Below are 13,741 nucleotides of genomic sequence, written 5' to 3'. Positions count from 1 at the left end.
CACCCGACTCCTGGAGGACTCTTGAAGATCCAGCGCTTCCCGCGCGCAGGCGCGCTCGCTGCCGCGACCGCCGCACTCGCCCTCACCCTGACCGCCTGCTCCGGCGACGCCGGGGCCTCCTCCGACGCGTCGTCCATCGACGCCTCGACCGCCACCTCGGCCGCCGACGTCGGCGGTCTCGACGCTCTGGTCGAGGCCGCGAAGGCCGAGGGCGAGCTGAACGTCATCGCCCTGCCCGACAACTGGGCCAACTACGGCGAGCTCATCTCGGGCTTCGAGGACGAGTACGGGATCACCGTCAACTCCGCCGACCCCGACGTCTCGTCGGCCGAGGAGATCAGCACCGCGAAGAACCTCGCCGGGCAGGACACCGCGCCCGACGTCTTCGACCTCGGTGCCGCCGTCGCGCTCGCCAACACCGACATGTTCGCGCCGTACCAGGTCGAGACCTGGGACGACATCCCGGACGAGAACAAGGAGGAGACCGGCCTCTGGGTGAACGACTACACCGGCCTGATGTCGATCGGCTACGACGCCGAGGCCGTCCCCGAGCCCGCGTCGCTCGACGACCTGCTCGGAGCCGACTTCCGCGGTTCCGTCGCGATCAACGGCGACCCGACCCAGGCGGGAGCCGCGGCGGCTGCGGTCCAGCTCGCCGCCGTCCAGTCCGGCGGCTCGGCCGACGACATCCAGCCGGGCATCGACTTCTTCGAGAAGCTCAACGACGCCGGCAACTTCCTCCCGCTCGACCCGACCGACGCGACCATCGCCTCCGGCGAGACCCCCGTCGTCTTCGACTGGAGCTACAACAACCTCGCCGCCGCGAAGACGAACGAGGGCACCCGCGAGTGGACCACCACCGTCCTCCCCGGCACCGCCGTCGGCAGCTACTACAACCAGGCCGTGAACGCCGACGCGCCGCACCCGGCCGCCGCGCGCCTCTGGCAGGAGTACCTCTACTCCGACGCTGCGCAGAACCTCTACCTCGCGGCCGGTGCGTACCCGGTGCGCCTGGCGGCGATGGTCGACGCCGGCACGGTCGACCAGGACGCGCTCGACGCCGTCGGTGCGGCTCCGGCCGACCTCGTCCAGTTCACGTCCGAGCAGACCGAGGCCGCCTCGGCGCTGCTGGCCGAGAAGTGGGCCGCGGCGATCCAGTGACGTCCGCCTCCGTCCGCGCCGTCTCCGGGGCCTCGGCGCCCCGGAGGCGGCGCGGCCTCCCCGAGACTCTCGGAGTCGCGCCGTTCGCGGTCTACGTCCTGCTGTTCCTCGCGGTGCCCACCGTGCTCGCGGTCGGCACCGGCTTCGTGGACGGCGACGGCCGACCGACTCTCGCCAACGTCGCCGCGCTCGGCGACCCGGTCGTGCTGTCGGCGTTCGGCGCCTCCCTCGGCCTCTCGGCCCTCACGGCGGTCGTCGGCGCGATCCTCGGCGCGATCATCTGCCTGGCGCTCCTCGGCGCCGACCCCCGGGGCCCCCTCCGCACGGTCGTCGACGCGGCGGCCAGCGTGCTCGCGCAGTTCGGAGGCGTCATGCTCGCCTTCGCGTTCATCGCGACCATCGGCGTGCAGGGTCTGGTCACCAGCCTCCTCGCGGGCGTCGGCGTCGACCTCTACGCCGACGGCGTCTGGCTCTACCAGATGCCCGGACTCGTGCTGCCCTACCTCTACTTCCAGGTGCCGCTGATGGTGCTCACCTTCCTGCCCGCGCTCGAGGGGCTGCGGCCCGAGTGGGCCGAGGCCAACGCGGTGCTCGGCGGAGGCGCGCTGAGCTACTGGTGGCGCGTCGCGGTGCCCGTGCTCGCCCCCTCCTTCCTCGGCTCGGTCCTGCTGCTCTTCGCCAACGCGTTCTCGTCGTTCGCGACGGCCGCCGCTCTGATCAGCCAGGGAGCGCAGATCGTGCCGCTGCAGATCCGCGCGGCGCTGGTCAGCGAGACCGTCCTCGGCCGCGAGAACCTCGCCGGGGCGCTCGCGCTCGGGATGCTCGTCGTGATGATCGTGCTGATGTCCGGCTACGCGCTGCTCCAGCGCCGCGCGCGGCGGTGGCAGCGATGAACCGGCGGCTCCTGTCCCGCGCGGTCCTGGTCGTCACCGGGCTCGTCTTCGCGGTGCCGCTGGTCGCGATGGCCGAGTTCACCCTCCGCGGCGCCGGCGGCTACGACCTCTCGCACTGGACGGCGATCCTCGACCCCGAGAACGAGCGCGGCTACCGCGCCCTCTTCCAGGGCATCGGCAACTCGCTGATCCTCGCCGTCGTCACCGCGCTGATCGTGCTGGTCCTGCTGGTGCCGACGATGCTGCTGGTCGAGATCCGCCTGCCGCGCCTGCGCCGGGTGCTCGAGCTGGTCTGCCTGCTGCCGCTCACCGTCCCCGCGATCGTGCTCGTCGTCGGGCTGGCCCCGGTCTACTCCGTGGTGACCCGACTCGTCGGCTCGGCGCCGTGGACGCTCGCGCTGGCTTACGGCGTGCTCGTGCTGCCCTACGCGTACCGCGCGATCGCCGCGGATCTCGCCGGGCTCGACGCGGTCACCCTCTCGGAGGCGGCCCGCTCCCTCGGCGCCGGCTGGTTCGGCGTGCTCACCCGGGTGCTGCTCCCGAACCTGCGGCGCGGGCTGGTCGCCGCCGCGCTCATCACCGTCGCGGTGGTGCTCGGCGAGTACACGATCGCGTCCCTGCTCAGCCGCACGACGCTCCAGACCGGGCTCGTGCAGGTGTCGAAGTCGGACGCCTACGTCGCCGTGATCTTCTCGCTCCTCTCCCTCCTCTTCGCGTTCGCGCTCCTGCTCGGGATCGGCCGCCTCGCGCGGATCGGCCTGCCGCTCGCCGACCGCGCCCCGTCGAAAGGCACCTCGTGACCACCTCCGCCCCGGGAGCGCGCGTGCGCTTCGTCGACGTCGCCCGGCACTACGGCACCGCCCGCGCCCTCGACGGGGTCTCGTTCGACGTGGCGCCGGGCGAGTTCATCGCCCTCCTCGGCCCGTCCGGCTGCGGCAAGACCACGGCGCTGCGGGCGCTGAGCGGGCTCGAGCGGATCGACTCCGGCCGCATCCTGGTCGACGAGGACGATGTCGCCGACGTGCCGGTCGCCCGCCGCGACATGGGCATGGTCTTCCAGTCGTACTCGCTCTTCCCGCACCTCCGGGCCCGCGAGAACGTCGAGTTCGGCCTGCGCACCCGCGGAGTCGCCGCGCGCGAGCGCCGCGTCCTCGCCCAGGAGTCGCTCGACCTGGTCGGGCTCGGCGCGCTCGGCGACCGCTACGCGCATCAGCTCTCGGGCGGTCAGCAGCAGCGCGTCGCGCTCGCCCGCGCGCTCGTGACGCGGCCGCGGGTGCTCCTGCTCGACGAGCCGCTGTCGGCGCTCGACGCCAAGGTGCGGGTGCAGCTGCGCGACGAGATCCGCCGCATCCAGACCGAGATCGGCATCACCACCTTCTTCGTCACGCACGATCAGGAGGAGGCCCTCGCGGTCGCCGATCGCGTCGCCGTGATGAACGCCGGCCGCATCGAGCAGCTCGGCGCCCCGGAGGACCTCTACGCGCGCCCGTCGACGTCGTTCGTCGCGCACTTCGTCGGGCTCTCCAACTCCGTCGCGGGCTCGGTGTCGGGCGGAGCCGTGGCCGTCCTGGGCTCCCGCGTGCCGCTGGTCGACCCGAGCGTCGCCGACGGAGCGGTGTCGGCCTTCCTCCGTCCGGAGGACATCGACATCGTGCCCGAGGCGACACCCGGAGCGCTGCCGGCGGTGGTCGTCTCCTCCAGCTTCCTCGGCCCGGTCCGCCGCTCGACGGTGCGCACCGAGCAGGGGGAGGAGCTCGTCGTCCAGCACTCGGCCGGCCAGCGGCTCGAGCCGGGGGAGCGGGTCGGGCTCGTGCTGGCGCTGCGCCCCGTCGCCGTCCGCGCCGTATCGTGACCGGCGCCGATTCCTCACGCGGAATGCACCGGGGATTAGTCTGAGCAGATGAGAATCGGCAGGTCCCGCCGCACCTCCGGCTCGCGCGCCGTCGACAGCGCTCCGCGCGTCGTCCGGAGCAGCCCGGCCGATGCCGATGCCGGGTTCGTGACCGACGGCATGCGCATCGCGGGAGCCTGGGCCTGGCGCCTGCTCGTCGTGGTCGCCGCGCTCGCCGTCCTCGCGCTGCTCGTGATCGAGCTGCGCATCATCGTCATCCCCCTGCTCCTCGCGGTCGTGATCGCGGCACTGCTCGTGCCCTTCTCCTCGTTCCTGCAGCGGCACCACTGGCCCAAATGGGCGGCGATCGCGGTGTCCGAGATCGGCCTCCTGGTCGTCGTCGGCGGCCTGCTCTTCCTCGTCGTCACCCAGGTCTACTCGGGCTTCGACGACCTCAGCCGGCAGACCGTGCAGTCGTACGACGACTTCAAGGCGTGGCTGCTCGACGGCCCGCTGCACCTGACCGAGGGCGACATCAACCAGTACGCGCAGCAGGCGCTCGACGCGCTGCAGCAGGACTCGGGGATGCTCGTCAGCGGAGTCGTCAGCGTCGGCGCGACCGTCGGCCACCTCCTCGCGGGCGTGCTGCTGACCCTCTTCTCGACGCTCTTCATCCTGATCGACGGGCCCAACATCTGGAGCTGGGTCGTCCGGCTCTTCCCTCGTCGGGCCCGTCCCGCGGTCGACGGTGCCGGCCGCGCGGGGTGGATCACCCTCACGAACTTCGTGAAGGTCCAGATCCTGGTCGCGTTCGTCGACGCCGTCGGCATCGGCCTCGGCTCGTTCCTCCTCGGAGTCCCGCTGGCGATCCCGATCGGCGTCCTGGTGTTCCTCGGCTCGTTCGTGCCGGTCATCGGCGCCGTCGTGACGGGCGCCCTCGCCGTCTTCATCGCCCTGGTCTACAACGGGCCGGTCGTCGCGCTCATCCTGCTGCTCGTCGTCCTCGGCGTGCAGCAGCTCGAGGGCCACATCCTCCAACCGCTCATCATGGGCTCGGCGGTCAAGGTGCACCCGCTGGCCGTGGTGCTCGCCGTCGCCGGAGGATCGATCGTCGCCGGCATCGCGGGCGCCTTCTTCGCGGTGCCCTTCGTCGCGACCCTCAACGTCATGGTCAAGTACGTCGCGAGCGGTGCCTGGCGCTCGCAGCAAACCCCTCAGAGAGCAGCCGCAGAGCATGCAGACTAGCCGCGTCGTCGGTCCCACCCTCCACGAGTTCGAGGCGGCCCGAACCGTCATCGCCCCCGTGATCGCCTCCACCCCGATGGAGACGAGCAACTTCCTCGCCGAGGTGCTGGGCTCGCCCGTGTTCCTCAAGTGCGAGAACCTCCAGCGGACGGGGTCCTACAAGATCCGCGGGGCGGTCTTCCGCCTCTCGCGCCTGTCCCCGGAGGAACGTGCCCGCGGAGTCGTCGCCGCCTCCGCCGGCAACCACGCGCAGGGCGTCGCCTTCGCCGCGCGCGAGCTCGGCATCGAGGCGACGATCTTCATGCCGATCGGAGTCGCGCTGCCCAAGCTCTCGGCGACCCGCGACTACGGCGCCGAGGTCGTGCTGAGCGGCCACATCTTCAACGAGGCACTCGCGGCCGCGGCCGAGTTCGCCGAGCGCACCGGAGCCGTCTTCGTGCCGCCGTACGACCACCCCGACGTGATCACCGGCCAGGGCACCCTCGGCCTCGAGATCCTCGAGCAGGCCGAGGGCGTCGAGACGATCATCGTCCCCATCGGCGGAGGCGGCCTCATCGCCGGAGTCGCCTCGGCGGCGAAGCAGAAGGCCGCCCAGGAGGGGCGCACCCTGCGCGTCATCGGGGTCCAGGCCGCCAACGCCGCGCCGTACCCGCTGTCGCTCGCGAGCGGCGAGCCCACCGCCATCACGATCACTCCGACGATCGCCGACGGCATCGCCGTGGCCAAGCCCGGACTGCTGAACTTCGAGATCATCCGCGAGCTCGTCGACGAGGTGGTGACGGTCGAGGACGACGACATCGCCCGGGCGCTGCTCGTGCTGCTCGAGCGCGCGAAGCTCGTCGTGGAGCCGGCGGGCGCCGTCGGCATCGCCGCGATCCTCACCGGCAAGGTCCGCAACGCGGGGCGGACGGCCGTGATCCTCTCGGGCGGCAACATCGACCCGCTGATGATGGAGCGTGTGATCAGCCGCGGCCTCGCCGCCTCCGAGCGCTACCTCAAGATGAGCATCGGCCTGCCCGACCGGCCGGGACAGCTCGCGCGCATCGCCGAGCTGATCTCGGAGGCGAACGCGAACGTCGTCGAGGTGCTGCACACCCGCCACGGCCGCGGCCTGCAGATCAGCGAGGTCGAGCTCGAGATCAGCGTCGAGACCCGCGGCCCCGAGCACGCCGACCGCGTCCTCCAGGTGCTGACCGACGCCGGTTACCACCCGCGCCTCTCCAACGCCTGATCCGCCGGCCGCGGCCGCCATCCCGTAGGAGGGATGCTGCTGCCTGCTGCCTCGCTGATCGAGTAGCCCGCGCAGCGGGCGTATCGAGATCCACCAGCGTCAGAAGTCCGGATCAGAAGGCCGATCTGCTGACGCTGGTCGGTCTCGATACGCCCCTGCGGGGCTACTCGACCAGCAGGCCGGCGACTCGACTTCGCTTCTCGCGCCTCGTTCGATCGCTGATCGCGGCCTGGTGGTCCGTCCGCAAGGCGGAGGAGGAGGCGATACCGGCGGTATCGCGCCCGATGACAACGCCGCGGGAGGTGCTCGTTCGGACCCTGATCGCGGCCTGGTGGTCCGTCCGCAAGGCGGAGGAGGAGGCGGTACCGGCGGTATCGCGCCCGACGACAACGCCGCGGACGGACCACCAGGACGGGATCAGCGGGTCAGTGGCCGTTCCAGGTCTCGACGTTGACGACCTTCACCGTGATCTCGCGGCCGGTGGGGGCGGTGAAGCTCGTCGAGTCGCCGACCTTCAGGTCCATGATCGCCGCGCCGAGCGGGCTCTGGGGGCTGTAGACGTCGAGGTCGCTCTCGCCGGCCATCTCGCGGTTGCCGAGGAGGAACCGCGACTCGTCGCCCGCGATCTCGGCGGTGATGATGGTGCCCGCCTCCACGACTCCGTGGCTCTCGGGCGGCGTGCCGATCTCGGCGTAGCGGATCAGCGCGGTGAGCTGGCGGATCCGCGCCTCCATCTTGCCCTGCTCCTCCTTGGCGGCGTGGTAGCCGCCGTTCTCCTTCAGGTCGCCCTCCTCGCGGGCGATCTCGATCCGCTTCGCGATCTCCTCGCGTCCGGCGGTGGACAGCTCGGCGAGCTCCGCCTGGAGGCGGTCGAACGACTCCTGGGTCATCCAGGTGACCTCGGGCTGGTCTGCCACGGTGGGCTCCTCACGTGACGGCCGCTGTCGCGGGGCCGGACGTGGCCGTTAGAGCGCATAGGCGCCCGGCGGCCGTGTCGGCCGAGGTCCGGCGGCGGTGGAAAAGACAAGGCCCCGACGAGTCCGTCAGGGCACCCGGCAACCCTACGGGAGCCAGCAGGACGAGATCAAACCTGTCGTGGCCAGCTCGGTGGTCCGCACGGTCTCGGTGAACGAGCGGAACCGCTCCGTCGAGGCGGGGTACTCGACGACGAGCCAGCCGACCACGGCCGACTGCTCGTTCAGCGCCTGCACCGCGCAGGCGACCGCGGTGCCCGTGGGCGCGGTCAGATCGAACGACACCTCGACGGTCCGGTCGTCGACGACGGTGTGGGCCGTGTCCTGCGCGTCGACGCCGCCGCGTGCCCCGTCGAGCCCCGCCCAGGTCACCCAGGCGGCGAAGACGGCGACGAAGGCCAGGGCGACGCCGCCGAAGAGCCAGCGATTGCCGCGCCTCGTGCGGCCGTTCCGGCCGTAGCGGGAGGCGAGCGGACCCGCCGCGCGGACCTCGTCCGGGTCGAGCGACACGGCGTCGCTCGGCTCGGCGGTCTCGGACGTGCGGGCGGCCACGGAACTCCCCGGGTGTTGCGTCTACTCTGGACGGATGGCGCGGGCTCCGGTCGAGCCGCCGCGCCGCCCCCATTAAACCCCGAGGAATCGAGCGATCGTGTCCCAGGCCGTCGAGGTCTCCGTCGATTCGGAGGTGCGGGAGGCTCCGCGCCTCCTCGCCGTGCACGCCCATCCCGACGACGAGTCGAGCAAGGGCGCGGCGACGCTGGCCGCCTACGCCGATCGCGGCGCCGAGGTCATGGTCGTCTCGTGCACGGGAGGCGAGGAGGGGTCGATCCTCAACGAGGCCCTCGCCGCCCGCGCCCACGCCGAGCGCGACATCGGCGGCCTCCGCCGCTCCGAGATGGCCGCCGCTCAGGAGGCGCTCGGCGTCGAGCACACCTGGCTCGGCTTCGTCGACTCGGGGATGCCGGAGGACGGCGCCGTCAGCGCCTCCTCGTTCGCCGGCCTGCCGCTGCGGATCGCCGCTGCGCCGCTCGTGCGCCTCGTCCGCCGCTTCCGCCCGCACGTGATCATCAGCTACGACGAGAACGGCGGCTACCCGCACCCCGACCACATCCGCGCGCACCAGGTCGCCGTCGAGGCGTTCCGCGCCGCCGGGCTGGCGGAGGAGTACCCGGACCTCGGCGCGCCGTGGTCCGTCTCGAAGCTCTACTACGACCGCGTGTTCAGCAGCCAGAAGCTGCACGCGATCGCCGAGCACCTGCGCTCCCTCGACCCGGAGGACCCGCGGCTCGCGACGTTCGAAGAGATGAAGCGCTGGGGCGACGAGACGCCCTACCTCGCGACCACGCAGATCGTGATCTCCGGCTACCACGACCGTCGCGACGCCGCCCTCCGCGCCCACGCGAGCCAGGTCGCTCCCGACAACGCCTTCTTCTTCCTCCCGCACGAGGCGATCGACGCCGCCTGGCCGACCGACGACTTCCAGCTCATCGAGAGCCGCGTCGAGGCGCCGACCCCAGAGACCGATCTCTTCGCCGGAGTCGACCTCCGCGCCGACGCCGAGGTGACCGCATGATCGCCGCCGCCCTCTCCTCCGGGTTCGACACCGTCGCCTCCGCACTCCTCCGGGCTGCGGAGGCCACTCCGATGCCGACCCCCGGCCCCGAGTTCAACGAGGACACGGTCACCCCGGGCCTCTTCGGCTTCCTCACGATGTTCGTGATCGCCGGAGCCGTCGTCCTGCTCGCCCTCGACATGGTGCGCCGCGTGCGCCGCACCACCTACCGCGCCCAGGTGGCGGAGCGGCTCGACGCCGAGGAGCAGGAGCGCGACGCCTCCGAGCGCTGACGATCGGCCGGCGTAGCGCTCAGCCGGCGTCGCGCTCAGCCGGCGTTGTAGGCGGGGTCGAGGCACACGAGCAGCGCCGCGGTCCAGTGGCAGAGGAACGCCACCGCGGTGAGCGCGTGGAAGATCTCGTGGAACCCGAAGACCCCGGGGATCGGGTTCGGCCGCTTGAAGCCGTACACGACCGCGCCGACGGTGTAGCAGAGCCCGCCCACCAGGACGAGGACCATCATCGCCGCGCTCGCCTCGAAGAGCGGGCCGAGGTACATCACGGCGGCCCAGCCGAGCAGCAGGTAGAGCGGCACGTAGAGCCAGCGCGGCGCCGAGATCCAGAAGACGCGGAAGCCGATGCCCACGAGCGCCCCCGCCCAGACGAGCGCCAGCAGCAGCCAGCCCTGCGACGGGGGCAGCGCGAGCGCCGCGAGCGGCGTGTAGGTGCCGGCGATGAGCAGGAAGATGTTGGCGTGGTCGATCCGCTTCAGGATCACCTTCGTCCGCGGCGCCCAGTCGAATCGGTGGTAGAGCGCGGAGTTGCCGAACAGCAGCAGCGACGTCGTCGTGAAGACAGCCGCCGCCCACTTGGCCGTCGCGCCGTCGGCCACGCCGATCAGCACCACTCCCGCCACGATCGCGAGCGGGAAGAGGCCCGCGTGGATCCAGCCGCGCCAGGTCGGCTTCGCCTCGGCGGCGCTGCCGTGCTCGATCTCGTCCTCGACGAGCGGCAGGTTCGGCAGGTCGGGTCCGTTCGCGTCGTCCTGCGCGACCGCGAGATCGGCGGCGCGTGCTGACGACGCCTCGGCCGGGTCGGGGGAGGCGGGCGTCGAGGTCATACGCGACAGGATACGACGCGCTCCCGGGCGGCTCCCGGCCCCGCACAGGCGAGCCCCGCGTGCCGACTGCCGTGGACCATCGACTACCGTGTCCCTGTGCCGAAGTCGAGACTGCCTGTGGGGAGGGACCTCCTCTACGGCGTCTACAAGAAGCGCCTGCGGTCGAGCTTCGCTCCCGGGACGCTGCCGAACCACGTCGCCATGATCATCGACGGCAACCGCCGCTGGGCGCGTCAGCGCGCGCTCGAGACGGCCGCGCACGGGCACCGGGCGGGCGCCGCGAAGGTGCACGAGTTCCTGCAGTGGTGCGACGAGCTCGGCATCCGCCACGTCACGCTCTACCTGCTCTCGCAGGACAACCTCGTCGGTCGCGAGACCTCCGAGCTCACCGAGCTGATCGCGATCATCGCCGACCTCGCCGAGGAGGTGTCGCAGCAGCCCGACTGGCGCGTGCAGCACGTGGGCTCGGACGACGGACTGCCGGAGTCGCTCGTGACGGCGCTCGACAGCGCGGAGGAGCGGACCGCCGACCACACCGGCCTGCACGTGAACCTGGCCGTCGGCTACGGCGGGCGGCACGAGATCGCCCAGGCGGTCAGGAGCATCCTCGACGAGCACGGCAAGCTCGGCTCCTCGATCGAGGACGTCGCCGGCCTGCTCACTCCCGAGCTGATCGGCGAGCACCTCTACACCAGCGGGCAGCCCGACCCGGATCTGGTGATCCGCACCTCCGGCGAGCAGCGCCTCTCGGACTTCATGCTCTGGCAGAGCGCGCACAGCGAGTTCTACTTCATGGAGGCGCTCGGCCCCGACATCCGCGAGGTCGACTTCCTCCGGGCGCTGCGCGACTACGCCGGCCGCCACCGCCGCTTCGGCAGCTGACCGACACCCGACCGGAAGGGCCGGCATGACCGCGCACGACGCCGCACTCGCCGCCTACCTCGAGACGTTCGACGAGGAGACGGGGTACCTCGACTTCGCGCGGGTGGGGCCGATCTCGTCGACCGCTGTGGCCGAGCAGGCCGCCGCCTCCGCGCTGCTCGCGCGAGCCGCCGCCGAGACACTCGACGAGCTGTTCCGGCAGGACGCGCGGGTGCGCGAGGCCGTCGCCGCTCTCGTGCGCTTCCCGGCCGATCGGATCGTCTTCCAGCCGAACACCTCGACCGGCCTGATGCACGCCCTGCTCGGAGTGCCGGGAGCGGTCCTGCTGTCGCCGGGGGAGTTCCCGAGCCTCCCGTTCGCCGCGGTGCGCACGGCAGCGCTGCGCGGAGAGAGGTCGCCGGTGTGGCTCGAGGGCGCGGCGGGGCACGTGACGCCCGCCGGCGTCCGCGAGCAGCTCACGCCCGAGATCGCCGCCGTCGCCCTCAGCCTGGTCGACTCGCGCACCGGCTACGTCGCCGATCTCGAGGGGATCCGCGACGTCATCGGCGACCGCCTCCTCGTCGTCGATGCGATCCAGGGCTTCGGAGTCGTGGGCGCTCCCTACGAGCTCGCCGACGTCGTCGTCTCGGGCGGTCAGAAGTGGGTGCGGGCCGGCTGGGGGACGGGTTTCCTCGCCCTCGGCGATCGCGCCCTGTCCCGCCTCGCTCCGCTGCTGTCGGGATGGACGGGCGCCGACGCTCCGGAGCCGTGGGACGAGGTGGGAGCTCCTCGGGCGGGCGCAGGAGCCTTCAGCATCACGAACCCCGACCCGATCGCGCAGGCCCGCCTGGCGGCCGCGCTCGAGGACATCGCGGCGGTGGGCGTGCCCGCCGTCGCCGCTCGCGTGGCCGACCGGGTGAGCGCGATCATCGACCTCGCCGACGAGTTCGGCCTCGCCGTCGTCGGCTCTCGCGACGAGCGGAGCCGTGCGGGGATCGTCGTGCTCGAGCCGGCGCCGGAGGAGCTCGGCCCGCTCTCCGCGGCGCTCGCGGCCCACGGAGTCACGGCGCGGCTCCGCCCCGGCACCGTGCGATTCAGCGCTCACGCGAGCACCACCGACGAGACCCTGGCCGTGCTCCGCTCCGCGCTCGTCTCGGCGGCGACCGTCGTCGAGTACTGACGGCTGTTCCGCCGACGGCCGTTCACATACTGGTTACACGTTCGTAGCGCAAGAAAGCACACGCCTGTCATTCGCGGGGTTAGGTTCGAGTCATCAGGTACAGCGCCTGGTCGAGACGGCCACACAAGTACGGCTCGATATCGCGCAGACCACCGAAGGGAACTGCGCGGTGCACCAGTTGCACCCATGGGGCCGGCTCGCAGCATGAGTCGGGGGCCCGCGCCCCCGAGTGTGGAGAGTCGACGTGACAGTTCCCCAGGGCATGGATCCGCAGACCGCAGCGCAGGGCGGCGTCCACCGCCGAGCGCAGCGGGACTCTGCGAATCCGACCGGACAGCTCCAACGCACCTACGTCCTCGACACGTCGGTGCTGCTGTCGGATCCCTCCTCGATGTTCCGCTTCGCGGAGCACGCCGTCGTGCTGCCGGTCGTGGTGATCAGCGAGCTCGAGGGCAAGCGCAACGATCCCGAGATCGGCTACTTCGCCCGGCAGGCGCTGCGCAATCTCGACGAGCTGCGCATCCAGCACGAGCGGCTCGACTTCCCGATCGCCGTCGGCAACGGCGGCACCCTCCGCGTCGAGCTAAACCACTCGAACATGTCGGTGCTGCCGAGCGGTCTGCAGCTCGGCGACAACGACGCCCGGATCCTGGCCGTCGCGATGAACCTGCAGACCGAGGGCGCTCTCGTGACGGTCGTGTCCAAGGACATGCCGATGCGAGTGAAGGCCGCCTCCATCGGCATCGCCGCCGAGGAGTATCTGGCCGAGCTGGCCCCCGAGTCGGGCTGGACGGGGATGGACGACATCACGCTGGCCGGCGACGCGATGAGCGAGTTCTACGACCGCGAGCGCCTCTTCACCGACGTGGTCGCCGAGATCCCCGTGAACACCGGGCTCGTCGTGCACTCCGACCGCGGCTCCGCGCTCGCGAGGGTCACCGGCAAGCGCCAGATCACGCTCGTCCGGGGTGACCGCGACGTCTTCGGGCTGCACGGGCGCTCGGCGGAGCAGCGGCTCGCCATCGACCTGCTCCTCGACCAGGAGGTGGGCATCGTCTCGCTCGGCGGCCGGGCCGGCACCGGCAAGTCGGCCCTCGCCCTGTGCGCCGGACTCGAGGCGGTGCTCGAGAAGCGGCAGCACAAGAAGATCATGGTGTTCCGCCCGCTCTACGCGGTCGGCGGTCAGGATCTCGGCTTCCTCCCGGGTGACGCCGCCGAGAAGATGAACCCGTGGGCCCAGGCTGTCTTCGACACCCTCGGCGCCCTCGTCTCGCAGAACGTGCTCGACGAGGTGATCGAGCGCGGGATGCTCGAGGTCCTGCCGCTGACCCACATCCGCGGTCGGTCCCTGCACGACGCGTTCGTGATCGTCGACGAGGCGCAGTCGCTCGAGCGGAACGTCCTGCTCACGGTGCTCTCGCGCGTCGGCCAGAACTCGCGCGTGGTGCTCACCCACGACGTCGCGCAGCGCGACAACCTGCGGGTCGGGCGGCACGACGGCGTCGCCTCCGTGATCGAGACGCTGAAGGGGCACCCGCTCTTCGCGCACGTCACTCTCACGCGATCGGAGCGGTCGGCGATCGCGGCCCTCGTCACCGAGATGCTGGAGTCGAACGAGCTGGCCTGAGCGCCGGCCGGGGCACCTCCGGCTCGTCAGAACGCGTTCGGCTCGCGGAATCTCCCGATTCCTGCG

At 71.7% G+C, this 13,741-nt stretch carries 14 protein-coding genes; 11 read left to right on the top strand and 3 right to left on the bottom strand.

Going from position 1 to position 13,741, the window contains the following annotated elements; genetic code table 11:
- The first annotated feature begins 27 nt into the window (after positions 1–27).
- The 6 genes from GRS96_RS14655 to ilvA are packed head-to-tail and all read left to right on the top strand — an operon-like array spanning position 28 to position 6,361.
- On the top strand, positions 28–1,161 hold the full coding sequence (locus GRS96_RS14655; protein WP_159856952.1) for an ABC transporter substrate-binding protein: 1,134 nt from the start codon (positions 28–30) through the stop codon (positions 1,159–1,161).
- Positions 1,158–2,054 (top strand): ABC transporter permease, encoded by an 897-nt coding sequence (locus GRS96_RS14650; protein ID WP_159988832.1) that lies wholly within the window; start codon positions 1,158–1,160, stop codon positions 2,052–2,054. The genes GRS96_RS14655 and GRS96_RS14650 overlap by 4 nt, the downstream gene beginning before the upstream one ends.
- Positions 2,051–2,854, top strand: coding sequence for an ABC transporter permease (locus GRS96_RS14645; RefSeq protein WP_159856518.1), 804 nt, complete (start codon positions 2,051–2,053; stop codon positions 2,852–2,854). The genes GRS96_RS14650 and GRS96_RS14645 overlap by 4 nt, the downstream gene beginning before the upstream one ends.
- Positions 2,851–3,906 (top strand): ABC transporter ATP-binding protein, encoded by a 1,056-nt coding sequence (locus GRS96_RS14640; protein ID WP_159988831.1) that lies wholly within the window; start codon positions 2,851–2,853, stop codon positions 3,904–3,906. Before GRS96_RS14645 ends, GRS96_RS14640 begins: the two co-directional genes overlap by 4 nt.
- Positions 3,907–3,954: 48 nt before the next feature.
- Positions 3,955–5,130 (top strand): AI-2E family transporter, encoded by a 1,176-nt coding sequence (locus tag GRS96_RS14635; protein WP_159856514.1) that lies wholly within the window; start codon positions 3,955–3,957, stop codon positions 5,128–5,130.
- Complete coding sequence (gene ilvA, locus GRS96_RS14630; RefSeq protein WP_159856512.1) at positions 5,120–6,361, top strand: threonine ammonia-lyase; 1,242 nt, start codon at positions 5,120–5,122, stop codon at positions 6,359–6,361. The genes GRS96_RS14635 and ilvA overlap by 11 nt, the downstream gene beginning before the upstream one ends.
- 425 nt (positions 6,362–6,786) lie before the next feature.
- On the opposite strand, the gene greA is transcribed toward ilvA, so the two are convergent.
- The gene (gene greA / locus GRS96_RS14625) at positions 6,787–7,278 is read right to left on the bottom strand and encodes a transcription elongation factor GreA (protein WP_159856510.1); all 492 of its coding nucleotides are present in this window, start codon (positions 7,276–7,278) and stop codon (positions 6,787–6,789) included.
- Positions 7,279–7,422: 144 nt separating this feature from the next.
- Complete coding sequence (locus GRS96_RS14620; RefSeq protein ID WP_235021977.1) at positions 7,423–7,887, bottom strand: DUF4307 domain-containing protein; 465 nt, start codon at positions 7,885–7,887, stop codon at positions 7,423–7,425.
- Between the two features lie 97 nt (positions 7,888–7,984).
- On the opposite strand from GRS96_RS14620, the gene mca reads away from it, so the two are divergent.
- Both mca and GRS96_RS14610 read left to right on the top strand, forming a co-directional pair.
- Positions 7,985–8,908 (top strand): mycothiol conjugate amidase Mca, encoded by a 924-nt coding sequence (mca, locus tag GRS96_RS14615; protein WP_235021976.1) that lies wholly within the window; start codon positions 7,985–7,987, stop codon positions 8,906–8,908.
- Entirely contained in the window at positions 8,905–9,180 is a 276-nt protein-coding gene (locus tag GRS96_RS14610; RefSeq protein ID WP_159856509.1) for a hypothetical protein, read from the top strand. The genes mca and GRS96_RS14610 overlap by 4 nt, the downstream gene beginning before the upstream one ends.
- A gap of 35 nt (positions 9,181–9,215) precedes the next feature.
- Here GRS96_RS14610 and trhA read toward each other — a convergent pair whose 3' ends face one another.
- Positions 9,216–10,007, bottom strand: a complete 792-nt coding sequence (trhA, locus tag GRS96_RS14605) for a PAQR family membrane homeostasis protein TrhA (protein ID WP_159988830.1) — start codon at positions 10,005–10,007, stop codon at positions 9,216–9,218.
- Positions 10,008–10,103: 96 nt separating this feature from the next.
- On the opposite strand from trhA, the gene GRS96_RS14600 reads away from it, so the two are divergent.
- The 3 genes from GRS96_RS14600 (at position 10,104) to GRS96_RS14590 (ending at position 13,675) form a co-directional block, all read left to right on the top strand.
- Positions 10,104–10,889 (top strand): isoprenyl transferase, encoded by a 786-nt coding sequence (locus GRS96_RS14600; RefSeq protein ID WP_159856505.1) that lies wholly within the window; start codon positions 10,104–10,106, stop codon positions 10,887–10,889.
- A gap of 25 nt (positions 10,890–10,914) precedes the next feature.
- On the top strand, positions 10,915–12,048 hold the full coding sequence (locus GRS96_RS14595; RefSeq protein ID WP_159988829.1) for an aminotransferase class V-fold PLP-dependent enzyme: 1,134 nt from the start codon (positions 10,915–10,917) through the stop codon (positions 12,046–12,048).
- A gap of 262 nt (positions 12,049–12,310) precedes the next feature.
- Positions 12,311–13,675 carry a PhoH family protein gene (locus GRS96_RS14590; protein WP_159856946.1) on the top strand — a complete coding sequence of 455 codons (1,365 nt, stop codon included), beginning with the start codon at positions 12,311–12,313 and terminating at the stop codon, positions 13,673–13,675.
- Positions 13,676–13,741: the final 66 nt, after the last annotated feature.

The organism is Rathayibacter sp. VKM Ac-2803, assembly GCF_009807175.1.
Taxonomy (GTDB): Bacteria; Actinomycetota; Actinomycetes; order Actinomycetales; family Microbacteriaceae; genus Rathayibacter.
Note: the sequence above shows the minus strand (reverse complement) of the source record. Positions and strands in the feature narration are given on the sequence as shown.

Excerpts from the sequence above, each read along its gene's own strand:
- GRS96_RS14590 (WP_159856946.1), top strand. The coding sequence starts at position 12,311 with ATGGATCCGCAGACCGCAGCGCAGGGCGGCGTCCACCGCCGAGCGCAG.
- GRS96_RS14595 (WP_159988829.1), top strand. The coding sequence starts at position 10,915 with ATGACCGCGCACGACGCCGCACTCGCCGCCTACCTCGAGACGTTCGAC.
- ilvA (WP_159856512.1), top strand. The coding sequence starts at position 5,120 with ATGCAGACTAGCCGCGTCGTCGGTCCCACCCTCCACGAGTTCGAGGCG.
- GRS96_RS14635 (WP_159856514.1), top strand. The coding sequence starts at position 3,955 with ATGAGAATCGGCAGGTCCCGCCGCACCTCCGGCTCGCGCGCCGTCGAC.
- GRS96_RS14610 (WP_159856509.1), top strand. The coding sequence starts at position 8,905 with ATGATCGCCGCCGCCCTCTCCTCCGGGTTCGACACCGTCGCCTCCGCA.
- trhA (WP_159988830.1), bottom strand. The coding sequence starts at position 10,007 with ATGACCTCGACGCCCGCCTCCCCCGACCCGGCCGAGGCGTCGTCAGCA.
- GRS96_RS14645 (WP_159856518.1), top strand. The coding sequence starts at position 2,051 with ATGAACCGGCGGCTCCTGTCCCGCGCGGTCCTGGTCGTCACCGGGCTC.